At 53.2% G+C, this 23,637-nt stretch carries 18 protein-coding genes and 1 riboswitch; of the genes, 9 read left to right on the plus strand and 9 right to left on the minus strand.

Annotated elements, in window-relative coordinates:
* The 4 genes from M4I36_RS09780 to M4I36_RS09795 all read right to left on the minus strand — a co-directional run.
* A partial coding sequence (locus tag M4I36_RS09780; RefSeq protein WP_258111551.1) for a sirohydrochlorin chelatase occupies nucleotides 1-872 on the minus strand: 872 nt, incomplete at its 3' end.
* 139 nt (nucleotides 873-1,011) lie between these two features.
* Nucleotides 1,012-1,195: riboswitch (cobalamin riboswitch) on the minus strand.
* 66 nt (nucleotides 1,196-1,261) lie between these two features.
* On the minus strand, nucleotides 1,262-1,816 hold the full coding sequence (locus tag M4I36_RS09785) for a precorrin-2 dehydrogenase/sirohydrochlorin ferrochelatase family protein (protein ID WP_258111552.1): 555 nt from the start codon (nucleotides 1,814-1,816) through the stop codon (nucleotides 1,262-1,264).
* Between the two features lie 192 nt (nucleotides 1,817-2,008).
* A complete protein-coding gene (locus tag M4I36_RS09790) occupies nucleotides 2,009-2,443 on the minus strand; it encodes a hypothetical protein (RefSeq protein ID WP_258111553.1) in 435 nt (144 codons plus the stop codon).
* Between the two features lies 1 nt (nucleotide 2,444).
* Nucleotides 2,445-5,153, minus strand: a complete 2,709-nt coding sequence (locus tag M4I36_RS09795) for an SCO family protein (protein ID WP_258111554.1) — start codon at nucleotides 5,151-5,153, stop codon at nucleotides 2,445-2,447.
* 121 nt (nucleotides 5,154-5,274) lie between these two features.
* Between M4I36_RS09795 and M4I36_RS09800 the strand changes: the two genes are divergently transcribed.
* From M4I36_RS09800 to msrB, 7 genes are all read left to right on the plus strand, one after another.
* Nucleotides 5,275-5,706: a FixH family protein gene (locus tag M4I36_RS09800; protein WP_258111555.1), complete on the plus strand. Its 432-nt coding sequence runs from the start codon at nucleotides 5,275-5,277 to the stop codon at nucleotides 5,704-5,706.
* Nucleotides 5,707-5,776: 70 nt separating this feature from the next.
* The gene (locus M4I36_RS09805; RefSeq protein ID WP_258111556.1) at nucleotides 5,777-6,232 is read left to right on the plus strand and encodes a hypothetical protein; all 456 of its coding nucleotides are present in this window, start codon (nucleotides 5,777-5,779) and stop codon (nucleotides 6,230-6,232) included.
* 16 nt (nucleotides 6,233-6,248) lie between these two features.
* The gene (locus M4I36_RS09810) at nucleotides 6,249-6,998 is read left to right on the plus strand and encodes a sulfite exporter TauE/SafE family protein (RefSeq protein ID WP_258111557.1); all 750 of its coding nucleotides are present in this window, start codon (nucleotides 6,249-6,251) and stop codon (nucleotides 6,996-6,998) included.
* Nucleotides 6,986-9,439: a heavy metal translocating P-type ATPase gene (locus M4I36_RS09815; protein WP_258111558.1), complete on the plus strand. Its 2,454-nt coding sequence runs from the start codon at nucleotides 6,986-6,988 to the stop codon at nucleotides 9,437-9,439. Before M4I36_RS09810 ends, M4I36_RS09815 begins: the two co-directional genes overlap by 13 nt.
* Before the next feature lie 17 nt (nucleotides 9,440-9,456).
* A complete protein-coding gene (locus tag M4I36_RS09820) occupies nucleotides 9,457-10,329 on the plus strand; it encodes a cytochrome c oxidase assembly protein (RefSeq protein ID WP_258111559.1) in 873 nt (290 codons plus the stop codon).
* A gap of 42 nt (nucleotides 10,330-10,371) precedes the next feature.
* Nucleotides 10,372-11,052 carry a TlpA family protein disulfide reductase gene (locus M4I36_RS09825; protein ID WP_258111560.1) on the plus strand — a complete coding sequence of 227 codons (681 nt, stop codon included), beginning with the start codon at nucleotides 10,372-10,374 and terminating at the stop codon, nucleotides 11,050-11,052.
* Between the two features lie 71 nt (nucleotides 11,053-11,123).
* Entirely contained in the window at nucleotides 11,124-11,576 is a 453-nt protein-coding gene (gene msrB, locus M4I36_RS09830) for a peptide-methionine (R)-S-oxide reductase MsrB (RefSeq protein WP_258111561.1), read from the plus strand.
* 57 nt (nucleotides 11,577-11,633) lie between these two features.
* On the opposite strand, the gene M4I36_RS09835 is transcribed toward msrB, so the two are convergent.
* Both M4I36_RS09835 and M4I36_RS09840 read right to left on the minus strand, forming a co-directional pair.
* Nucleotides 11,634-13,238 carry a phytoene desaturase family protein gene (locus M4I36_RS09835; protein ID WP_258111562.1) on the minus strand — a complete coding sequence of 535 codons (1,605 nt, stop codon included), beginning with the start codon at nucleotides 13,236-13,238 and terminating at the stop codon, nucleotides 11,634-11,636.
* Between the two features lie 247 nt (nucleotides 13,239-13,485).
* On the minus strand, nucleotides 13,486-15,306 hold the full coding sequence (locus tag M4I36_RS09840; protein WP_258111563.1) for a peptide ABC transporter substrate-binding protein: 1,821 nt from the start codon (nucleotides 15,304-15,306) through the stop codon (nucleotides 13,486-13,488).
* Nucleotides 15,307-15,744: 438 nt separating this feature from the next.
* On the opposite strand from M4I36_RS09840, the gene M4I36_RS09845 reads away from it, so the two are divergent.
* On the plus strand, nucleotides 15,745-17,415 hold the full coding sequence (locus M4I36_RS09845) for a WD40/YVTN/BNR-like repeat-containing protein (RefSeq protein WP_258111564.1): 1,671 nt from the start codon (nucleotides 15,745-15,747) through the stop codon (nucleotides 17,413-17,415).
* 162 nt (nucleotides 17,416-17,577) lie between these two features.
* Here M4I36_RS09845 and M4I36_RS09850 read toward each other — a convergent pair whose 3' ends face one another.
* The 3 genes from M4I36_RS09850 to M4I36_RS09860 form a co-directional block, all read right to left on the minus strand.
* A complete protein-coding gene (locus M4I36_RS09850) occupies nucleotides 17,578-19,557 on the minus strand; it encodes an ABC transporter ATP-binding protein (protein WP_374985951.1) in 1,980 nt (659 codons plus the stop codon).
* On the minus strand, nucleotides 19,554-21,281 hold the full coding sequence (locus tag M4I36_RS09855; RefSeq protein WP_258111565.1) for an ABC transporter ATP-binding protein: 1,728 nt from the start codon (nucleotides 21,279-21,281) through the stop codon (nucleotides 19,554-19,556). Before M4I36_RS09855 ends, M4I36_RS09850 begins: the two co-directional genes overlap by 4 nt.
* A gap of 62 nt (nucleotides 21,282-21,343) precedes the next feature.
* Nucleotides 21,344-22,762 carry an MFS transporter gene (locus M4I36_RS09860; protein ID WP_258111566.1) on the minus strand — a complete coding sequence of 473 codons (1,419 nt, stop codon included), beginning with the start codon at nucleotides 22,760-22,762 and terminating at the stop codon, nucleotides 21,344-21,346.
* A 166-nt stretch (nucleotides 22,763-22,928) separates the two neighbouring features.
* Here M4I36_RS09860 and M4I36_RS09865 point away from each other — a divergent pair, with 166 nt between their 5' ends.
* The gene (locus M4I36_RS09865; protein WP_258111567.1) at nucleotides 22,929-23,585 is read left to right on the plus strand and encodes a spore germination protein; all 657 of its coding nucleotides are present in this window, start codon (nucleotides 22,929-22,931) and stop codon (nucleotides 23,583-23,585) included.
* The last annotated feature ends 52 nt before the right edge of the window (nucleotides 23,586-23,637 follow it).

The following is a 23,637-nucleotide window of genomic DNA, read 5'->3' on the forward strand; positions in this document are numbered from 1 at the left end:
TGGTGGTCATGGTGGTCATGGTGGTCATGGTGGTCATGGTGGTCATGGTGGTCATGGTGGTCATGGTGGTCATGGTGTGCTGCCGCCAATTTGCGATATTGGCAAAGGTCGCAGTTCATAAACGACTGACCAACGGCGGCTTCTTCACAGCGCTGCCGGACAATCTCAAGTAGCACTGGATGGTCTCCAAAATATCCAGCCATGGTCATGGACACGTGCGGAAACTCCATTTGGAGTTGTTCCAAAACACCTTGCATACGCTTGATGAGCACTCCTGTGAAGAGAAAGTACGGAACGACCACAATGCGCTTTGCGCCGAGCTTCACAGCGCGTCGAATTCCATCAGGGAAGCGCGGAAAAGTAATGCCGGTGAAACACACCTCGACATTTTGAACGCCAGTCCGCTCCCATAATTGGCGAGCAATTTTATATAAATCTCCGTTGGCATCTGGATCACTGCTTCCACGCCCCATCAAGACAATGGATGTCTCGTCAGGGAGGACGTCCGTCACTTGTTCGCCGAACCGAGCAGAAAGAAGATCGATCATCTCCTCATGGAGACCAATATTTCGCCCGTAAACCATTTCGACATTCGGATACTTTTTTCGGCCAGCATCCAAAAATTCGGGAATTTCCAATTTGACGTGAGAGGCCGCGAGAAGAATGACTGGAACTGCAACAATTCGCGTGGCACCGCGCGCCACACAGGCATCCACCCCATCTAAAATCGTCGGGTTTGCCAATTCAAGAAAGCAACTCTCTACATTCGAATTCTGCCATCTCGTTCGATAGCTCTCGACAAACGCCTGAAACTCCTGATTGCCGTCGTCATCCCTACTTCCATGACCCACCAACAATATGAACTCGCTCAAAGAAAAACCTCCTTCGCCTTTTGCGAACGGAGGGTATTTGCAGGAAAACTCTATCAAAAAAGCACTCTTTCTCCATGAAAGAGTGCTTGTTCACGACAGAGGTCGCCCACAAACACCTCCCTATCGACCGTAGGTAGTGACGGTGTTCCGAGAAGAGGCAGGTTTCCTGGCTCGGGGTCAACGTCTTGAGCAACCTTCCCAGACCATCAGGCCCAGTGGATTTTGCCGAGACTCACCCATACAGTGGCGGGACCGCACCGGCTTTTCACCGGTTTCCCTATTGAGTCCATCGTGAAATGGACACCTCTTCCGCCTATGCAATTTAAGCAACATGTTACACGTCCTACCCTCTGACGTCTAGTCGATCACAAAAAAGATATCGGATGAACCTACTCCTCTTCATTCCACTCAAAACTTTGCAAGTGGCGGATGAATTGGTTCGATCCGCTTTGTAAATCGCTCTCCAACTCCTCTCTCAGCGCTTTTGCTACTCCTGGATGATGGCCACCCGACGACAACGCAATAAGGATTCCCCCACGCCGAACGATGGCAGGCATCGCCCACGGAGTCGAGGCTCCATCATCTGCCACATTGCACCACACGCGCAGACGTTCCGCTTCCTCGGCAACGCGTTGATTGACGTCTCTGCAATTGGTCGCCGCGACCACCATCCATGCACCTGACAAATCCCCGTCCTGATAAGGTCGATCTCGCCACTTCACACGCCCCATTTTTTCCAATTCGATCATAGGTTCTACGACTTCAGGACTCACGACCGTCACATCCGCGCCCGCATCCAACAGCTTGTTGAGTTTGCGCAGCGCGACCATCCCTCCACCGACAACAACGCAATGCCGATTCGTCAAATCAAATGCACCCATGAACAACGTTCTCTGTGCCCGAATGCCAATCCGCCTCCCCGTTCCACTCTCGGACTTCGCCACTCCATTTTCTCACACCGTCGCAACTCTCTCTCCAGTCTCTAGATTTCGACTCGATGCAAAACGAAGGTGGGGAGCCACTATGACGGCCCTAGTGACTTTGACGTCCTTGACGGCGACAGACTGAGACCTAGGGGAGTATGGATATCGAAAAACAAGCCGCCCCTGTTACGAGGCGGCTTGTGGTCCGGAAATTTAGATTTTGAAGGCGACAACGACCAAAATAGACAGCGTCAGAAGGAGTATAAACGATAGCCACCGCCCATACAGCCGGAGAGACCGTCGAACCATAGCCCCGTCCGCAGTACCTACCATGTCCTTACTGACCGCACTCAGCATGAACATACTGAGCAAGACGATGATGATGCCTAACCCAGCCATGTACTGAACCCAGAATTCGGCCATTTTCGTATGGCGGATCATAAACAACATGGGAATACCACCAATCAGGAGGAACGCGGCTCCAATGTGCGACAGTCGCGTGACACCCCGCACAACGCTCGGGAGAATGTGGAATTTCTCAGACTCTGGTTTGCGGCGCATGGTCATTAATAGAAATCCTACCGTTACGAGACTTCCAAACCAAAGGACAATTCCAAAGATATGAAGGAACCAAAACAGATGATACATCTCACCCCGCCCTTTCTGTTGTCCGGTTGGTCAGCGCGTGCCAAACCAGTCCACCATCCACTGTAACATAGATGCGACTAGCCGCTGCCTGACGAACCAGCAGATACCCGACGTTGTGGTGAACAAAATCCAACTGTTCGAGAACTCCATCAGGTAGTCGTCCATTGACTAAACTCCACGAAACTCCGCCATTTTTTGTTTCCCACAGGGATGGTTTCTTAGCTCCGCGGATTGCATACCACTCCTCGGCATGAACACCATCTAAGAGAACGGGCTCTTTGTCGATATCGCTCACGTCTTGACTACCCCAAGTTGTCGCATTTTGGAAAGACCAGATTCGACCACCATCTACAGTGGTGAAAGACAGCAATTTTGCGGCCGTGCCGTCTTGTTCAAGAACCATATCCACACCCTGTCTTGAATTGCTCCAAGTCGGCGCAGCCGTTAGGAATCGGGCATTTGCGGGACGCCTGAAGCCAGAAAGTTGCGCGGGTGCCCAACGTTCGGCACCATCCACAGAGCGCAGGAGCAACACATCATGCGGGTTGTCCGCAGCACCCGTGAGGAATATACGGTGAAGACCATCACTTGAGAGTTGGTCTTGTGCCGCAATAGTTGGCCATGCAGGCACAACGGTAGGAGATATCCATTTATCCCCTGTTGTCGTAGTTTGAAATAACACCGGATAACGTTGAAATTTGTAAGGTAGTACGCTGACGAGCGCGGAATGAACATTGGAAAAGTCGGCCAAGATGCCACCGCGCACGCTGATACCTTCTGGTGTTACATCCTTCCAGATACGACCTCCGTCGGTGGTTGTGTCGACCGTTTCATACGGCCCCTTTGTGACCAATGCCCATCCATCTTCAGAATTCATCATGTGAAGTTCATCAAATCCTGATGGATGGACGATACCAGACGCTGGCGCTTTCAGAGAGACCGAAATCGCCTCCGACGGCGGGACGGACACTCCGAGAATCTTATCGAGATAGTCCGCCAGCAAGTTTGCGTACGATCCGAACAACGACAGATGAGCACTTCCATTCGCCAACCATTTCTCATCGCCTTTAGGAGTGATGAAGTAGTATTGGTCAGCGTGGTTAATCATGCCCAATTTGGGCACGCCAACATACTCTCCGTAGGCTTGCCAGACCTGCTTCAACAAAGGTACGCTCGTCGACGTCAAGTATTCGAAATTATGGAGGTGATTCAAATTGTGCTCCGCATCAAACTGGTCAATGGCGGCTACCGAGTGGACGAGCGGATTGGCACAGACGGCTATCAGTTCCACTTTGGCTGCGTTGGCTCCGAGTTCTTGATCGGCTTGTGCCATCTCCGCCGCTACGACAGGACAGTCGTCGTAACAAACGGGATCGAGAAACGTAAGCAGGACGGCTTTGCCTCGAAACTGACTCAACGACACGGCTTGACCACGCTGATTGACCAGGGTGAAATTGGGCGCCGGTCTGCCGACGGGTGTGAGCCCCGAATAGTCTAATGCTGCCGAATCGGCTGGTTTCTGAGGCAAAAGGTGAACGGCCAACGCACGGATGGGAAACGCGACAATCGCTAGACCTGCCACCACAGACATGGAGACAACAAGTCGCCGTCGAAGTCGCGGCGTGAAACGCGATGCAGTTGCGTCTGAATGATGCACAACATCCTGGCTCGTCTTTGTCTCAACGCGCAGGAGTTGCATGTAGACCACGAGCATAAACAAGACGGGCAGAGCAGTATTCGGGTCTGTTCCAAAGCCCCCAACCACGCCAAAATCTTGACCCAGCCACCAGGCAAAGAGGAGCACCACCATGGTCAATACGTGAGTGAAGACATGCCTGGGGATGGCCATCCAAAGAAGGACGAGGAGGACAGGGAGAGCGACAAACGAGGCATTCCAAAGAACGGGATGGACATTCAAAAGAGCTGCGAATGTGCGAAGCGGTGCAGCCATGAACGACGGTTGGCTCATGTCTGCCATTTGTAAAATAGCGGTCGAAAGTGTTCCTTTTTCCCAAAATTGAGCAGAAGGTAGCGCTTGTAGAAGGGCGGAGAGTCCCCAATAACCTGCCATCAGCCAGGGAATGACTCGCATCACGCGACCGTCCTGCCAACGTTTGGCCGACTGCAAGAGAAGAAGGGCTGCGACGGCGTAGACGAGGACAGAACCAGGAGTACCCGTCAGCCAAGTTCCGCCATTAAAAACCCCACCAGCTCCTTCTCCGAGCAACCAGACGACCACCGCCCAAAGAATAGAGGCCCACATGCCCAGTCTCCCCAAGCGCCGCGTGGGGCCAAGAAAAAAACTGACACCGATTAATATTTGTATAAAGACGGTACATCCGTCAAAGAAAAGCGGATGGGTGGACCAGGCAACCACGCTAGCCTGCAGCATCTCCCGCAGCCACGCAGGCTGTCCGGAAATCATCGGGGCTACAACACCAGAAATAAACTGATTGCTCATTCCGGGCTGTGCCTGCAGCAGCCCATCCAGTATCCATAACCCTCCAAAAAAATATTGCAGCCATTGATGCGGACGAGGATAAGCATCGTTTATTTGCATCGGAACGCCTGAAGCCTTCGACTGTGCAACGCGCGAGCGCATGATGAGGACGAGAATGCCAACGAGGACGGCAACGACCACCGCTTGTTCTCCAAGCAATCGATAGAACGACAACAAAACTGCTAAAGGCGGTGCATGATACATATCCATAAACAGTATCCCTCCATTGCACGTGCGCTGCTTACCAATCTAGCACCGTTGCGGTATGCTTGCAAAGTACTGCGGTGGGACGTATGCTCGATAAAAGATAGATGATGATGGAGGACAAAGCGTGAGTATGAGGCGTGGGCGCGCAATGCGAAAGTACGAGCTGATACTGCTGACACTCGTCGCGTTGCCTTTCAGTTTGTCGGGATGCGCTTCCCGTTACGGAGCAGCACCGCGCTTTAAGAATGCAAATACTATCGGTTTACACGTGCAAATGCAGACAACGCCGAGCCCTCCTGTAGCCTTGAAAGACGTGAAGGTCCTTGTCCAACTCCAGAGTGGCACAAACCATCTGGAATGGACGCAAGTCCGCGTTTCTGAAGTCATGTCCGACATGAGCATGCCACCACTGACCAGTGTGCTGCATAAAATCCGCAAGAACACCTATTCCGGAAAAGTCATCTTTACCATGGGTGGACCTTGGATAGTGACCGTCATCGCCGAGAAAGAAGGGAAATCTTACGGCCAACAGTTCCACATGGACGTACGACAATAATTCGAAAGTCTCCAAACGACGCTCCTCGGCCGGGTATCTCGCGGCAGCACTGATTTTATTTGCTGCTAGTGTGTCCCGACCGATTCACCAAGTGCTGACGGAGTGGAGTCGCAAGTCGGCGGTGTTGCCGCAGGATATCTCCTACTTTCTCCTTCTTCTCTCAGGAGAACTGACGGCTATCGCTCTTTCCCGCAGTACGGCCTCTGGTGCCCGCAGTGTGATTCGAATCTTATTCGCAAAGCGGAGTGAAGCAGGGCGTGAGGAAATCCTCCGCTCCTCGGCAGCAGCAATGATTGTTCTCGGCATGTTGCCGACGCTCGCGTGGACCATTCCGCAACTGAACTTATTTATTAATCTGCATATTGGATTCCTTACGGAAGTCGACTTTCTACTGTTCGTGATGGGATTTCTCGCAGGAACCGCGTGGAGCATCCTTCTGCCGCAAAAAGCTTGGTTAGGATTGCTCCTCACCCCAGGCATCGTCTTTATGACGTTAGTGAATGTATTGAGTCGCTACAGTTGGTAAGATAGGTGGTAGGTCCTTGAATCTTCAATTACTCCTCGCCAGCGCGGCGAGCGTCGGTCTTCTCCAAGGCTTTTTACATTGCTCTGGCATGTGCGGCCCCTTTGTTCTAGCCTATAGCATGGCCACGGTGCCGAAATCAACGGATGGAGGCACAGTCGTTCCCCCATCCGTGTGGAAAGTTCTACTTCGCAATCACTTGCCACACAACCTTGGTCGTGTCACCGCCTTCACGGTCCTTGGAGTGGTCTTTGGCGCCATTGGGTCGTTCCTCAACGTCATCGGCGCCACCACCGGCATTGAGGCCATCGCTGGATTCATCGGCGGCGGTTTGATGATTTGGTGGGCTATCGACGAATTTCGCACCGGACATGGTGGCGCGTTCGTCGAAAAGTGGTCGCTGTTGCAATGGAAGCCCGTACAGCGATATCTGCGTCAAGGCATTCACAAATCGTCTGCCACGAGCGCTTATCTCTCTGGCACTATCCTCGGACTCCATCCGTGCGGACTTCTGTTCGCCATGCTGTTGTCCGCGTCTTCAACTGGCTCTGCCTTTAGAGGAGGATTGACACTCTTGGCTTTCGGTATTGGTACCATACCCGCTCTCTTTTCTGTCGCGATTGTCGGTTTTTACGGCCGCAAACGCCTCCAAAGCCGAACTTTTGCTTACATAGCCGCCGTATTCATTGGACTCAGCGGCGTGCTCTTCATTCTGCGTGGATTGGCAGTCAACCACTGGATACCGAGTGTGAGCCCATGGCTATTTTAGAGTGCTCCCTCTGTGGCGATCCCGTTCGTACTCCCATCCCTTCAGACCATCACGTTTTCTGCTGCCATGCCTGCAAACAGCTGTTTGAATTACTCGGCGAAAGTCAGGTGGAACAACTCAAAAGTCAGCCTGGCGTCCATTGGGACATGCTGCGGAACTTACCGTCGAATGAACGAACGAGATCGCTCGCAGAGGCAACCGACCCGCGCACCGTGCAGTGGACTCTGTCTGGCGTCTGGTGCCCATCGTGCTGCATTCTCATTGAACAGGTTCTCAAACGTCAGCCCGGTGTAGTCGGTGTACGCACCGACTTTGCCCAATCGACCGCCGAAGTGATGTATGACGGGAAACTCGCGCAAGATGTGACGCTCGCGCGCGAAGTGGAGAAACTAGGCTACAAAACGGTAGAAACGTCCCACGTGGAAATCAAAGACGATGGCCCTATGCTCGATTTGCAGAAGCGGCTCGTGGTGTCGGCCATTTTGACGTTTTTTATGATGATGCTGAGCGTACCCGTGTGGACAGGCTATCTAAAGGAACTGCCGCGCCCGCTCGAGCTCTCACTGTCGTATGGCCTGCTCGCTCTCGCCACTCCCGTCGTGTTTTGGTCGGGATGGCCGTTTTTGCGCGGCGGGTTTGCCAGCCTCACGCGACGCGTACCCACGATGGATTTGCTCATCAGCATCGGGAGCTTAGGCGCCTATCTCTACAGCATCTTGAGTCTCATCGGCGGACACGAGTACCTCTATTTTGACACTTCTGGATTACTGGTGACTTTTCTCTTGCTGAGCCGCGTCCTCGAAGCCACGACCCGTGACCGCGCCACGGCCGCGCTCGGAATGGTCGAGCGCCTCCTCCCCCGCCAAGCGCGACGGCTCGCCGCAGACGGACAGACCACCATGGTCGGCTTGGAGACGTTGCGGGCGAAAGACCAAATTGTCGTCCAGTCCGGGGAAGTGGTGCCGATTGATGGACGCATTGCCAGTGGCAGCAGTGAGATGGATGAAGCCGTGTTGACTGGGGAATCCGCACGGGTTTCGAAACACGTGCACGATCTCGTTTACGCTGGCACGACGCATCACGGCCCGACGCTGGTCGTCGACGTGATGCGGGCCGACGAAACACTGCTTGCGCAAACGGTCAGCTATGTGCGTCGGGCGCAAGAGAACTCTTCCATCTGGAAGCGACTGGCCGACCGTATCTTGGCTATTTTCGTGCCGACCATCCTGATACTCGCCTTGGCTACATTCTTCGGCGCCCTCTTCCTGCTGCACCTTCCGTTCGGAACTTCGCTGTTGCGCGCCATCGCTGTACTCGTCATCGGCTGTCCCTGTGCCCTCAGCATCGCCACACCAGTCGCTTTGATTGGGAGTGCGGAGGCACTGTCGACCCGCGGCGTCTTGCTGCGCAGTCCTGATGCGATTGAGCGCGCAGAGCACATCTCGACGGTCCTCTTTGACAAGACCGGTACCGTGACGACCGGTCGAATGCAAATGCACGCCATTTGGCCAGACTCCGAGTGGCGCGCCCCAGAGTGGCTCGCTCTGGCAGCCAGTGCCGAATTCCCGGCAGAGCATCCCATTGCTAGCGCGATCGTCCGCTATGCCGAAACCCGGCAAGCTCCTGTCCGCCCAGTCTCCGACTTTCAAGTGGAATCCGGCTGGGGCGTGCGCGGCGTGGTCGACGGGAAACGCATCGAAGTCGGCATGGCTCCGGAGCAGGGAGAGATTCCACAAGCGTGGCAGGACAAGCTCATGGAGTGGCAACAGGCGGGACTCACGACGGTTCATGTGATGGTGGACGGTCAAGTCGTTGGACTGCTGAGTCTCGCGAGCGAAGTCCGCCAAGAAGCGGCAGAAGTTGTGGCTCAATTTCGTCAAGCGGGCGTGAAAGTGGCGCTCATCAGTGGCGACCACGCCACAGCCGTATCGCAAGTCGCCGCTGCTGTCGGAATGGATACATGGCATGCGCGACAGAGCCCCTTTGATAAGGCCGCCAAAATTCGCGAACTGCAGGCGCAGGGCGAAGTGGTCTGTTTCATCGGGGATGGCGTCAACGATGGCCCCGCTTTAGTGGAGGCGAATTTGGGGATTGCCATGGGGTCGAGTGCGGACATCGCACTTGAGGCGGGTCACCTGATTCTCGCCAACAACCGCCTCCAGATGGTTCCCGAAGCGCTCCAGACCATCCGCTTGACGTCCCGCGTCATCCGTCAGAATCTCCTGTGGGCTCTCGCCTATAATGTGGTGGCGCAGGTGGTGGCCATCAGCGGCTTAGCAACACCCGCACTGGCTGCCGGCGCCATGGTGGCTTCCAGCCTGTTTGTACTCGGAAACTCTTTGCGTGTGGTAGGCTGGTCACCATGGCACTACGTCCGCCGCATAGGTGCGGTGGCTACCGCTCTGTGCGCTCTCTTGGCCATCGCCTACTTTCAAATTTGACGGAGGAGGAAGACCCGATGCTGCATCTGCCCGGCGTCAATGCCTATGCTTTCTGGCGCCCTGACGTGCTCGGCCTCGTCCTGCTCATCGCAGTGCTCTACCTTGTGCTCACGGGCGGCCGACGTGCCCCCGATAACGCAGAGGAGAAGATGTTCAGTGCGGCATTAAGCCCGACGGACAGCGAGGTAGCAAGCCCCCGCTCCGGCCGAGAACTGCCGCCCGCTGGCGACAAATTGACCTGGCGCTGGCGCCTCGCGTTTTTCAGTGGCCTCTTTATCCTCTACATCACCATGGGACCTCTCGCCACACTGGCGGAACAATTTTCGTTCACCGCCTATGTACTCCAGATGGTTCTCGGCAGCCTGATTCTTCCCTGGCTGCTCATTTTCAGCCTGCCCCCGTCCCTCATTCAGCAGTTGCTCTCCATCCGCTGGATGCACCGTATTCTCGCGACATTCACGCGACCGATTCCAGCGATGATTGTCTTCAACGCCCTACTTTCGGCCACACTGGTGCCATGGGTACTGGACGCGCTCATCCGCTACAATTGGTTGCACGTATTGGCACAGAACCTGATTTTTCTAGCCGCCATTTTTTTCTGGTGGCCGATTGTCAATCCACTACCCGAATTTCCTCCGTTGACGCGGGGCCAGCGCATTCTCTACATCGCTTACTCGTCGAACTTTATGATGCCCATCATCGTCCTGTTGTTTATTTCTACCACGTCCTGGTACCCACTGCTCGCGAGCGGTGCCCGCGAAATTGGGCTCAATCCGCTGCAAGATCAGCAGATGGGCGCCCTTCTGATGCTCCTGTCGATGTACATCATCTATGGCTCTCTCGCGTTTCGAGAATTCGTCCACCACGACGAATCCGTCTGGTACGACTAACACAACTCAATTCACTTCAAATCATTCCGAGGAGGATGTTTCGTGCCTTTGTCTTTATTCTCGCCCTTGCTTCGCAATCGCTCCACTTGGCTCACCGTGAGTGCGGTGGCGGCCAGTCTGCTCGTAGCCGGTTGCGGCGTTTCGACCGGCGCTTCCGCCGCCACTGCCACAGCAGGCGTCTCAAACAGCACCGTTGCACAGACTGGCATGGGCGCGACCGGATCGGACAGTGCCTCCGGAAGCGCCGCGGAAGACGCTACAACATCCGGAGGCAAGACGACGATTGGAGTCCAAATTGGCGACCTAGCTCCGGACTTCTCACTGCGGAAACTGGGCACTCATGACAAGGTTACCCTTGCCTCATTTCTCGGCAAGACGCCCGTTGTTCTCAATGCTTGGGCCTCTTGGTGTCCCCCATGCAATCACGAGGCGCCCATGCTCGTCTCCCTCGCGAAGCAACTGGCAGGCAAAGTGCAATTTGTCGGCATCAACATGACCAGCTTGAATGACTCCGTCGCTGCAGCCAAGGCATTTGTGGCCAAATACCACCTCTCGTATCCGGTGCTGCTTGATACGAACGGACTTTTCGACATGGACTACCGCATTCTCGGGCTACCGACCACCTTTGTACTCAACCAACGCGGCATCATTGTGGCAAAGTTCACGGGGGAACTGACCTCCGAAAACTTGCAGGAGATGATTCGCAAAGCAGAGTCGTCTTGAGGCCGCGGCAGGAAGGGGTTTGATTCGCTCTTCCGCCACGAGTATCCTGAAGAAAAGGTAGGTGAATGGTGATGGCAGACACGCATGGGAGTCCGGACGAACTCAAGCAGCGGCTCACCCCTTTGCAGTACGAGGTGACAAAGCACGGCGCAACCGAACCTCCGTTTCGCAATGAATATTGGGATTTCCACGGTGAAGGCATTTACGTAGACATCGTCTCGGGGACACCGCTCTTTTCGTCTCTGGACAAATTTGATTCTGGGTGTGGTTGGCCCAGCTTCACAAAACCTATCGAACCGCAGAAAATCGAGGAGAAACTCGACCAAACACATGGGATGATACGCACCGAAGTGCGCAGTCAGGAGTCGGACTCGCATCTCGGCCACGTGTTTGACGATGGTCCGCGCGAAGCGGGCGGCATGCGCTACTGTATCAACTCCGCAGCCCTGCGCTTCATTCCCAAAGAGAACTTGGAGAAGGAAGGGTATGGAGAGTACAAGAAATTGTTCGATTCGTCGAAGTGACAACGGGACTGGACGGAGCGCGGGCCGTGGTGGCGTCGAGATGGAGGTCAGCCCGCGCTACAACACCGGAATGGTTCGTCCTGCCCGCCCATCGATGGCGCGCGCCGCATAGAGGCCACTCATCGCAGCCGACAGAGTGCCTGGCCCAGGAAAAACGGTGTCTCCTGCCAAGTACCACTGTGGCCGCTCTGTCCTGGCTCCACGCGGCGTGACGAGCGACGCCTTTACGGTCAGCGGATGCCCGCCAACCTCGGCTTTGTTCAAATAGCGTTGATACGTCAGTGGAGTACCCATCCGACGGACGCGCGCATTCGCTACAAACCCTGGCAACACCTTCTCTAAGCGATGCATCAGCGCTCTCGCGACCGCCGCCTTCTTGAGCTGATAGGTGTCTTTGTCGAGCGAGATCCACCCTAAAGCTGGAGTGTGCACAGACACCGTGACCACCTGACCGTCCTCAGGTTGACAAGGCGAGACGGGTTCTCGCCTTTCCAGCGCCGCTCGTTGACACTCTTTTCTCGGATGAAGGGTCACGTAGACAGCGCCATCTGGGTCCTCTAGCAGAGTCCCCATTTCCTCATCGTTCGCAAGTTGGAAGGCGAACGGGTAGATGGATGCGTCCACGGGCAAGTCGAGGCTGCGAAGCCATTGGCTTGACACGAGGGCGTCCAACCGGACAGCACCCCAGCGTGGCCCCACCGAGCGCGCTTCCAATGCCTCCACAGCGCTGTCGAAATGGTTCGCAGCAGCATGGTCAGCATGACTGGTGGGAATCGCTCGGCCGGTCGCATTGATGACCGCGTCCACCTCTAGTTGCATGCGGCGATTGCTGAGAAGTCGCCACTTTTTCGCGGCGCTATCGTAGTCTGCTCCGACCACAGTGTGGGACATCCATACCTGCACTCCCAGTGCACGAGCTTGCTGAAGTAAAGCCTGTGCTATAGCCGTAAATCCTCCGGCCACAACATGAGTTCCATACCGATAAATGTCCAGTGCCACTGCAGACGGGAGCCAGGCCGCATGGCTTATATCCACCTGCGCGGCGTCCAGTAGCTGTGCATTTAGAAATCGGCAAAACGGGTCGTAATCTTTCAGCCGATATTTTTGCAGCATCGCTTCGACAGTCGAGCGCATCTCCGGAACGCTTGAGAGGAATAACCGAGGGTGGTGCAAAACGGTGCTAGGTAGCCTCCCCAAGTCGGTTGCAGTGCGAATCGGCAGGGATGCATACGATTTAGAAACCAAATAGACCGCTCTGGCGGTTCGCTCAAGCCGCTTCCAAAACTCCACCACTTCGACTGCGCGCTCCGGAAACGCCCTGCGCAGTTCCTCCATCCACCGGACTCGGTCGCTGTAGACATGCACCACTCTGTCCATCAAGACGACATCCATGCTGTGCTCCATCGCGAGGGAAGGCAGATGCACGCCCACGTCTTCGAGGAGGGCTCGAAGCGGTCCGCCAGGTTCCATGCCAAAACTGATGGTTGCCCCTGTAGGATACTCCACACCCTCCCGCACGTAATATCCGGCAGTCCCTCCCGGATATTTTGCTCGCTCAATCAGCTGTACGGAGTGTCCGAGCCGCGCCAGCTGCATACTTGCCACAAGCCCCGCCATCCCTGCACCGATTACCCCAATGTGGCTTACCGCTCGCTGTTTCATCCGCATGCACACCTCAAAACGGTCTCATCTTGACTGGCAGGAGACCATACCATCATTGTAGAAGAATCACAAAAAAGAGCCAAGCAGGCGCACCATACGGATATGGCGGGCGCTGCCAGGCTCAGCTTGTGATATGCCGCTACAACCGCGGCACGTGCTGATTTGCACCGAAAAAAGTAACCCTCATGCCTTACCTTAAGCCATCAACAAGGTCAAGAGCGAGTCAATAACGCCTCTACTCCTCCCATCAAGACCCAGACGATACCGTCCAATACTGCATTTGTGGGTAGCCTACCGCAGGGTCCGCATATTGCGCAAAACCATGCACCGTCGGAGCAACCACCGCAAGCGTGCCGACGTTATTGTTCCAGAGGAACGGCAGATGTTTAGCGGTGAAATCTTCGTACGCAAAAAAGTGTTTCATGGTCTCTTGCTCCGTTTGGTAAGGCACGTGCGTCGCGTCAATCAGCGCGTCTTCCGTCTTGTTGCTATAGCCAAACCCAGATGGTGCATTGGTTGCAAACAGCTGTCCGCCCGTTGGATAAAATCCAGGGCCATTGTATCCCCATCCAAATCCAGTCGCCATTTGCCACTGATTTGCATCTTTCGGCACACCGGTGATAGAGATAAGCGTGCTGAAGGACATGGGCTTCAAAGTGATGTCGATTCCTTCTTTTGCCCAATCTTCTTTCAGTACCTCCGCTTCATCCGTTCCCGAGGTGGAGCCACTCGCATACAGCAGCACAAACTTCAATTGTTGCTTGCCCTTCGTCATGACTCCATTGACTTCTTTCCAGCCATGGCTCTCCAGAAGTTTTTTACCTTTCTCAATATTAAATGGATAGACTGTGTTGTTCAAAGCGGGATCGATAAATTTCGTTTTTGGTACGGTCGGAATGGGACCGTCCAAGACAGGAGCATATCCGTGGTAAATGCTCTTGTCAATTGCTTGCAGGTCCTGTCCCATTTGCATCGCCTGACGAATGTAGAGATGGTCAAAGATGCTTCGGGTGCTGGAGCCCGGCCGCATATTCAAAGCCGTATAGTCCACGCCAAACGTGTATTGCGGGAGAATACGGTCGCCCATGGACGTCAGTGAACCTCGGGAGTCGTACTGACTCAAGTCGAGATATCCCACATTGATGGCTCCTGTTTTCAGCGCCGAGAACTCGGCTGCACTTGAAGCCTCATAGGCGAACACAATCTCCTTCACGTGACTCTTGTGCCCATCATAGTGAGGGTTGGGAACAATCGTCCAAGCTTGGCTAGGGACAGCACTCTTTATTTCAAAAGGACCATCCACCACCTTGTCAAAGTACGCATTGGTTCCATTATCACCCAAATACTTAATCTCTTTCTGGATGTTTTTGTGAATATCCATCACAGAAGCAGGCAACGGCGTAATTTGGATGATCCCGTTGTAAATAAACCACTCTTGATTGGCGGGTTTGTCTAACGTGATGGTAAACTCGTACTTGCTGTTGGGGACGATGCTCTTAATGCCGTTCGGAATGTCTCCGGTTCCAGCACCGCCAAACGGCCAAGGAGACGGAGCTTTCGAGGACGAAGCAGCCTGAATCACGTGCCACGTGAACATGACATCTTTGGTCGTAACCGGATGTCCGTTCGACCAGTGCCATTTGGGATTCATGAAGACGTGATAGACCGTACCCGCTTTATTGTAGGTGATTTTATCCGCAATCGACGACTTCCAGTTTATTTTATAGTCGTTATTAATCCAGAGCATCGGTTTGTACAGTTGAAAGAACAGTTGTCCGTCGTACAGGCTTCCCGTTGGAACGCTCAGCGGTAAAAACCAGTTGAGATTGGTTTGGGAGGGTAGCGCGTACGTAATAATACCGCCATTCGATGTATTGGTCGTTTTCGCGCTGGTCGTCGTAGTCGGTGTCGTTTTAGTGGTGGTGTTCTTGGCAGCACTGCTGCTGGTGCCACATCCGGTGACGGTCATCAGTAGACCAAACGAGAGGGCACCCACCGTCAGAACCGAGCGGCGCCGTAGCTTAGTATGCTGACGGTTACTCTGCTTATGGGAAACAAGACGAGACACGATAGATTCCCCCTTTTTCTAATCAGTCCAAATTAATTGACGAACCCTCACGCGTTCCTCCACTCTGGAATGCGATGTAATACGCACCGCCGTCCGAATGGCGCCGCAGAAATACCGAGAAGTTCTCACAATGACTTGAACCGTGTGCATTATTATACCGCAAATAAATTCTGAAACGAGCATTTCCATTCAATTTTTCGAATTGATTTCGTATTGTTCGTATCCGTCGACCGACTTCCATCGGACTGCTCCTTGAACGCGCAAACTCCATATCTGCGCGACCCAAAACAGAGTTGGAGAGACTTTGTCACATTTTTCTCTCGCATGACGTCTCATTTTGTGAATGTGATTTTGGCGCTGCGTCGAATCTGCAAATAACGTCATCGGACTGCGGTCCACAGTGAAAATCAGATATGTTCAACGATTGGAGGAGGCTCTATGAAACGTTTGTATGGTTGGAAAACGAGGTTAACCATCTGCACAGCCAGTACTATCGTGACAGGTTTGGCAGTAGCATGGGCGGCCCCGTCTACGGTAGAGGCTGCGCCGTTATCGCTCGACACCACGGTTCATTACACGTACGCCCACACTACAATGACGTTCAACACACACCCCCTGACTGTTTCAGCACACATTGTTGCCAGAGACCCGTGGAGTGGCAGAGAGACCTCTTGGCTCCCTGTCTATTATCTCAATCAGGCTCTGCTCAAACTCGGCCTTACCCCGCATTGGAATGGAACCACCGGTGTTTGGACCATCGGAACGGGAAGTGCATCCACTGCATCCAGTCAACCTTCTCCCGCCTCCGCACCAAACGCCAGGACTGCCCTTCTCTATGTGAACGGAAAATTGGTCGAAACTTCGCCGCGGATGACGGAACCAGACCCTTATAGCGGGAGGCCCACGACCTACCTTCCGATTTTTTACATCATGCAAGTTTTGGACCACCTACAAATTAACTCGTACTGGCATGGGGACACGTGGACGATGACGTCCACGACACATCATTTCGTAGAAGGTCTTCTTCATTTTAATGACCTTCAAATGCTTTCTCCGGAGACTGGTTGGGCGCAGACCGACCATCATCTCTGGAGGACTGTCAACGGCGCTAGAACTTGGACCAACGTCACTCCGATTGGATATTCAGGGAGCAGAGCCGACATCACGCGCGGAAAGACGGGCTTTAGTTCGTTCCAGACAATGGGACGGAACGACGCATGGATCGTGGAGACAGCCACCTCGAACTCACCTGCAACAGTGCTCTATACCACTAATGGTGGTGTCTCTTGGAACAGTTCCACTCCCATCCGAGGTTTTAGCAGTGAAAGTTCTGGTCTTCTCGACTTTGTCAGCCCAACCGTCGGTTACCTCTACGAAGTACTCGGCTCCTCGATGGGAGCGGAGGCGATTGGAATCTGGAGGAGCACGGATGGTGGAGCAAATTGGTCTCTCGTATCCTCAGCAAAGCTGGGTAGTGGAGGAAACATTCCGTTTTCCGGTAATAAAAACGGCATTTCTTTCGTCAACTCCACGACCGGATGGTTGTCCGGTTCATACAATAGCGGAAAAAAACCGTTCTTCGAGCGGACGACCGACGGTGGACAACAGTGGAGTGCCCAGTCCATCTCTATTCCTTCAAAAATCGACTCCAATCCATTTTCTGTATATCCGCCTCGGTTTTTTGGGCAACAGGACGGCATCTTACCCGTCGGATTCAACGACGAGTTGGACGTTGAACACACGACCGATGGCGGATCTACCTGGACTCCCGGACCGGTGCAGACCTTGGATTCCAGTGGGAACAGCAATGTGTCCATCCGTGGAATTCAATTCCTGTCTCCAACCCTTGGGTTTGCTTGGACGACAGATTACCACTTTCATTCCGGAAGTAACGGACATACCTTGTTCCGTACAACCAACGGAGGACAGAGCTGGACAGAAATGGACAATGTTCAAGGGTATCGCCATGTCTTAGACGTGAATTTCATCAACACTGAGGATGGCTTCATGCTGGCCAACCAGCACTTAGGGTACCCTACCACTCTCCTCGAGACCACCAATGGAGGGCGCACATGGACCGAGATTCGCCCGACTGCCAGCAAGGGTTAAAAACAAGTAGACCTTCGAGTGTCGATCCTCTCTTCAAGCATAAGGGAGCCTCTGCTCTGCCTTTTAGGCAGCGTAGAGACTCCCTATCCTGTTCTTCCTCTTCACTGTTTTTCTCTATCATGCAGCATCATGCAGCCGCAAATGCGGCCGAGAACTTCGGCACTACACCACCGGAACCACCTTGGGGGCCACTTCGAGGACCGCCTCATCGTCGTCCGATGGGTTTATCTGCGCCATAGCGACACTGATTGCGGTCGCTGCAAACTGGCTATTGTATAGGTCTGCATAGAATCCATTTCTCGCCAGCAATTCCTCGTGCGTTCCTTGCTCCACAATGTGCCCGTGATTCATCACGAGAATGCAATCTGCGTCGCGAATGGTAGACAGCCGATGCGCGATGACAAAGCTCGTACGACCGTGCATGAGACGGTTCATCGCTTGCTGAATATGCACTTCCGTACGCGTGTCTACGCTGCTGGTCGCTTCGTCGAGAATCAAAATCGATGGGTTGGCCAGAATCGCCCGAGCGATGGTCAACAGTTGTTTTTGGCCCTGAGAGATATTGGACGCCTCTTCATTCAGTACGGTGTCGTACCCATCCGGTAACGTTCGAATAAAGTGATCAGCAAACGCCGCTTTCGCTGCCTCGACCACTTCTTCCTCCGTGGCACCTTCACGACCATACGCAATGTTGTCTCGAATGGTTCCATGAAACAGCCACGTGTCTTGAAGAACCATGCCAAAGACATTGCGCAAATCGTCGCGGCGCATCTCCGTAATATCCATTCCGTCGACTGTGATTTTCCCGCCATTCAACTCATAAAACCGCATGAGCAAGTTGATGAGGGTCGTCTTTCCTGCACCAGTAGGCCCTACAATCGCCACCGTCTGCCCTGGCGCAACATCCAAATTCATGTCGTCAATCAAAGGCTCTTCCTCACTATAGCGAAAAGAAACTCCCTCGAACTGCACTCTCCCCTGAACCGACCCCAGGGTATTTGCGACAGCATAACCTTCTTCGAAGGCGTCCTGTTCCTCAGGTTCGTCGAGAATTTCAAACACACGTTCGGACGAAGCCAACGTCGACTGAATCACATTCGAGATACTCGACAGCTGATTAATCGGTTGAGAAAATTGCCGCGAGTACTGAATAAACGCGAGAATGTCGCCGATTTGAATCCGTTTATAGGTCACGAGGATACCGCCGATCACGCTGACAAGAACGTACCCAATATTCCCAATGAAATTCATTAACGGCATGATGATACCCGTCACAAACTGTGCCTTCCACGCCGCTTCGTAATACCGCTCATTCATTTCTGCGAGCTGTTCTTTCGCTTTTTCCTCATATCCGAAGGCTTTCACGACCTGATGTCCCGTGAACATCTCTTCAATGTGCCCATTCAACTCACCCAAAGTTCGCTGTCTGCGCATGAAAAATTTTTGCGATCTCGTTGCAATCATCTTCGTCACCACAAAGCTGAGCGGCAAGGTCAGTACCACGGTCAACGTCATCAGTGGACTGATGGTGAGCATCATCACAAACACGCCGACAAACGTGATGATGGCCGAAATCAACTGGGTGAGACTTTGTTGTAGAGTACTGCTGATGTTGTCAAAATCATTGACAAACCGGCTTAAAATCTCCCCATGCGGGTGGGAATCATAATACTTGACGGGCAGGCGAGATAATTTGTCGTTGACCTTTTTACGCAGGTCATAGACCGCTCGCTGCGCCACCCCCGCCATCACGTACTGTTGAACGTAGCTAAGCAAAGAACTGAAAATGTACAGAAAGCCCAATATCTCAATCAAATGCAAGATTTGCGCGAAGTCTACGCCACCACCGGGCACGCCTTTAAGTCGCTGCACCACGCCATTAAAAAGATCTGTTGTGGCATCTCCCATCAGCTTCGGGCTGAAGATGGTAAACACCGTACTCAGAATAGTCGCCAAAAATACGAGAATCAGTCGATATTTATAAGGTCTGAAGTAACTGATTAAACGCAAAAACGTCCCCTTAAAATTTTTCGGCTTTTGAACTGGCCCGAGCATTCCCGCCGGACCTCCGCCGCCAAATCCAGGTCCTCTGCCCATCATCGGAGCGGGAGAGGAATTAGAACCTTGCCCACCCGCTTTCATGCAATCTCCTCCTCTGACAGTTGCGAGCTCACAATTTCACGATACACATCCGATGTCTTCATCAATTCAGCATGTGTACCAATGCCCGCAATGCGCCCTTCGTCAAGCACGATAATCCGGTCGGCATCCATAACCGTCATGACCCTCTGCGCAACAATCAAAACGGTCGAATCCCCAGTTTCTTCTTTGAGAGCCCGACGGAGAGAAGCATCCGTTTTAAAATCGAGCGCTGAAAAGCTATCGTCGAAGATGTAGATTTCGGGCCTCCGGATGAGAGCCCTAGCAATTGAGAGGCGTTGCTTCTGTCCGCCTGACAAATTGGACCCACCCTGCGAGATGACCGAATCAAATCCTTGCTTCATTCCCTCGACAAACTCGCTAACCTGAGCAACATCTGCCACATGGCGAACTTCTTCGTCCGTCGCGTGCTCGTTGCCAAACCGAATATTTTCGGAAATCGTGCCGGAGAAGAGAACCGCCTTTTGGGCGACAAATCCAATCTTGCGCCGCAAGTCTTCTTGCCGCATCTGTCGAACATCCACCCCGTCTACCAAAATCCGCCCCGCAGTGACATCAAAAAATCTAGGAATGAGGCTAATGAGTGTCGTCTTGCCCGAGCCAGTGCCGCCAATAATCGCGGTGACCTCTCCTGGTGCCGCTTGAAACGTAATGTCCTCCAACACATTGCTCTCCGCGCCAGGGTAGCAAAAGTTCACGCCTTGAAACTCCACGTAACCCTTGGATTCAGAGAGCGGGGCGGGCACGACCGGATCGACAATTTGGGGTTCAATTTCCATCACTTGATTGATGCGCCGTGCAGACGCCTGAGCTCTGGGAATCATAAAGAACATAGCAGACACCATCATGACCGAGAACATAATCTGTGTGACGTATTGAATGAACGCCATCAGACTACCTATTTGCATCGTTCCGTCATTGATGCGGATGCCGCCAAACCAGATGATGGCAAGTGTGGACAAGTTGATAATGAGCATCAAAATGGGCATGAGCCCTGCCATCACTTGATACGCTCGCACGGATACGTCGGTCAAGTCTTCATTTGCCGCGCCGAATCTCTTCAACTCATAGTGGGTCCGATGGAACGAGCGCACGACTCGGACGCCCATCAAATTTTCGCGCAACACACGATTTAGCTGGTCAACTTTTGACTGAATCATGCCAAACAGTGAAAACCCATTGCGCAGAATGAGAAAGATGGCCACGGCCAAAATTGGCATCACGACGACCAAGATTAGAGACAGTCGCGCATCCGTATAGACGGCCATGATGATGCCGCCGAGTGCCATTAAAGGCGCCATCACCATCATGCGCAGTAACATATTGACAAACTGTTGAACCTGCATGATATCGTTCGTCGTCCGCACAATCAGAGACGAAGTGCCCAGCTCGTCAAACTCGTAGAGCATGAATTTTTCCACATGGGCGAACGTTTCATCGCGAAGGAGTTTTCCAAATCCAGCGGATGCCTTCGAAGAGAGTAATCCTGCGCCGATGGAGCAGATGACTCCGAGCAAAGTCACCCCCAGCATAAATCCACCGATATCCACGATGTACCGAATGTTTCCGGTCATCACGCCGACATCCACGATTTTCGACATAAGATTTGGCAAATAGAGAGTAGACATGGATTGAAGGAAAATGAGCACAAGAATTCCAACAATCCACCACCGATATGGTTGCAGAAAGCGAGCCAGTTTCTTCATGTCATATCACCCACACGGTTGATTTTTATCATCCTTATTCTACACCTCTTTAACGACCCATATCACGTTTCCAGTCTGTGTTTTTGCATGGCCAACGTGCAAAACATCCCCAGTATTCCAAACGCCGTTCCAATCCACATGACCGCAGCAACGGCTTCTTCGAATCCACTGAGGCTGGACGGTTGCGCGGTAAATCGGACCAAAATGTAGTCCATGAGAGAGCCGCCTATGGTAATGCCCGCCATCATACCGACATAGCGAGCTGTTGCCAGCGTCCCTGAAGCCATCCCCTGTTTGGATTGCGGTGCCGCCTTCAAAATGGCAGCGTTATTGGGTGCCGCAAACAGCCCAGTTCCGAGTCCAGTCACGAGAAGACCCGTGAGCAGCAGGCTGGTACGGACCACGCTCGGCCCGAGCACTGCCATCACTGCGAACGCCGCCAAACCGAGAGCATTCGCTGCCATGCCCACGCTCGACAGAATGCGGGAACCGACTCTGTCGGACCACGCCCCGGCAAGCGGCGCCGAAATCATCATGACGAGGGGCATGAGCGTCATCCAAAGTCCCGTAATACCCGCACTGTCGTGCAACACGCGAGTTAAGTAAAACGGCAGGAGAAAAAGTGCGACAAAAAAACAGAGATAGTTGAGAATGGCCCCCAATGTGCCAAAGCCAAAATTTCGCACGCGAAACAAGGGCAGATCGACAAGTGGATTTTGCAAATTCAACTGCCGGCGAATAAAGAGAAATGCCGTCAAACAAAAGAGAACTGCCAGTGCTGGCAAGACGAGTCCACGCATGGACGTAATCACACTGGAGTTCAACAGTAAAACGAGAGCGGCCAAGCTAAGAATAAACGTGGCTGTGCTCGCCACATCGAGCCGAGCTGTTCCGCTCTTCTGAATCTGCGGCACCGACCACAGCGCTAGCAAAAACCCGGCAAGAGCGAATGGAATCGTCAAGTAAAAAACAGAATTCCAACCCAACCAGTCTGTCAGAGCACCGCCAACAACTGGACCAAGCGCCAGTCCAAGGTAGGTCATGAGTGCCTGTAAACCAAGTGCCTTGCCCCTCTGATTGCGCGGAAATGTAGTCGTTAGTAGGGCTGGCCCCACGGATAAGAGCATACTCCCAGCCACCGCCATGAGCCCCCGTCCAAAGACAAGAACACCGTAGTCGTCGGTTATGCCGCAGACGACCGCCGCGATAGCAAATAGTAAGAATCCCACCAAAAAGAGCCTGCGTCGACCTATGAAGTCGGACAATCGTCCCATCGGCAGAAGCAACAAACTGAGAACCAGTAGATACATCAGCACAATCCATTCCGACTGCCCTAAACGAATATGCAAGTCATGCTCCATAATGGGCAGAATAGTGTTGACAATACTGTTATTCAACGTGGACAACAAGGTGGCAATCCCCACGCTCCAGAGAACTATCCACCTTTTCGAATACGCAACGGTCGCGTCGACTTCCATCATGACCCACTGAACCTCCATTAAGCTGAATACCCATATTTCTGTCCCTTGGTTAAGCTCCAAAATTCCCGAGCCAGCGTATTTTCAATCGCCAATTCGGTAATGATCCGCTATGAATGGAGCAGCATTCCTGCCATGGTAGGGACAGACTGACTAGGGGGCCGACTGTTTGACAAAGCAAGCGACTGTTCCGGATATCGCAAAAAATCTAGACACCAATGTGAATTATTTGAACCAACTGCTCGGTGTGGGCCAAGGTCCTGGGCACAGTTGGGACATCATGGCGAAAGCATTTGGCTATGGTGATTTGCGGATGATGTCGTACGTCTTAAACGGATACTTTCTGACCATGGACATGGTCCTCATTTTACGAGAATTCGAGAAACATGTTTTGATGTTCCAAGAGTCGCACGCAAAAGACGCAAACAACATGGACGAGATGGTTGACTACTTGAACAAAAACGTTGGGTTTGTGCAGGTACAGACCGTCAACAAGATGCAAGACGCCATCCGCTTCATTCTTTCCGGCCCGCTCATCACCTTCATTGACGGGTTTGACAACGCATTCATGATTGACACTCGTATCTATCCCATGCGAAGCATCGAGCCGACCGAGGTAGAACGCGTCATTCGAGGCCCGCGTGACGGATTTGTAGAGACCATGTTGATGAATACCGCGCTCATTCGCCGCAGATTGCGTGACCCTGCCTTACGCGCGGAGTTGATGCAAATCGGGACGAGATCGAAAACAGACGTCACCCTCATGTATCTAGGAGATGTGGCAAACCCGGAACTGGTGAAGTTAGAGTCTCAGGTAGTGGTGTAAATTCCACGGCTAGATCTTGACGAAAAAGCCATCGAGTGCAATCTACTAAAAG

It is taken from the genome of Alicyclobacillus sp. SP_1, from assembly GCF_024706985.1.
In the GTDB taxonomy this organism is placed as follows: Bacteria; Bacillota; Bacilli; order Alicyclobacillales; family Alicyclobacillaceae; genus Alicyclobacillus_I.

Excerpts from the sequence above, each read along its gene's own strand:
- M4I36_RS09790 (WP_258111553.1), bottom strand. The coding sequence starts at position 2,443 with ATGTATCATCTGTTTTGGTTCCTTCATATCTTTGGAATTGTCCTTTGG.
- M4I36_RS09795 (WP_258111554.1), bottom strand. The coding sequence starts at position 5,153 with ATGGATATGTATCATGCACCGCCTTTAGCAGTTTTGTTGTCGTTCTAT.
- M4I36_RS09815 (WP_258111558.1), top strand. The coding sequence starts at position 6,986 with ATGGCTATTTTAGAGTGCTCCCTCTGTGGCGATCCCGTTCGTACTCCC.
- M4I36_RS09820 (WP_258111559.1), top strand. The coding sequence starts at position 9,457 with ATGCTGCATCTGCCCGGCGTCAATGCCTATGCTTTCTGGCGCCCTGAC.
- msrB (WP_258111561.1), top strand. The coding sequence starts at position 11,124 with ATGGCAGACACGCATGGGAGTCCGGACGAACTCAAGCAGCGGCTCACC.
- M4I36_RS09835 (WP_258111562.1), bottom strand. The coding sequence starts at position 13,238 with ATGAAACAGCGAGCGGTAAGCCACATTGGGGTAATCGGTGCAGGGATG.
- M4I36_RS09845 (WP_258111564.1), top strand. The coding sequence starts at position 15,745 with ATGAAACGTTTGTATGGTTGGAAAACGAGGTTAACCATCTGCACAGCC.
- M4I36_RS09850 (WP_374985951.1), bottom strand. The coding sequence starts at position 19,557 with ATGAAAGCGGGTGGGCAAGGTTCTAATTCCTCTCCCGCTCCGATGATG.
- M4I36_RS09855 (WP_258111565.1), bottom strand. The coding sequence starts at position 21,281 with ATGAAGAAACTGGCTCGCTTTCTGCAACCATATCGGTGGTGGATTGTT.
- M4I36_RS09860 (WP_258111566.1), bottom strand. The coding sequence starts at position 22,762 with ATGATGGAAGTCGACGCGACCGTTGCGTATTCGAAAAGGTGGATAGTT.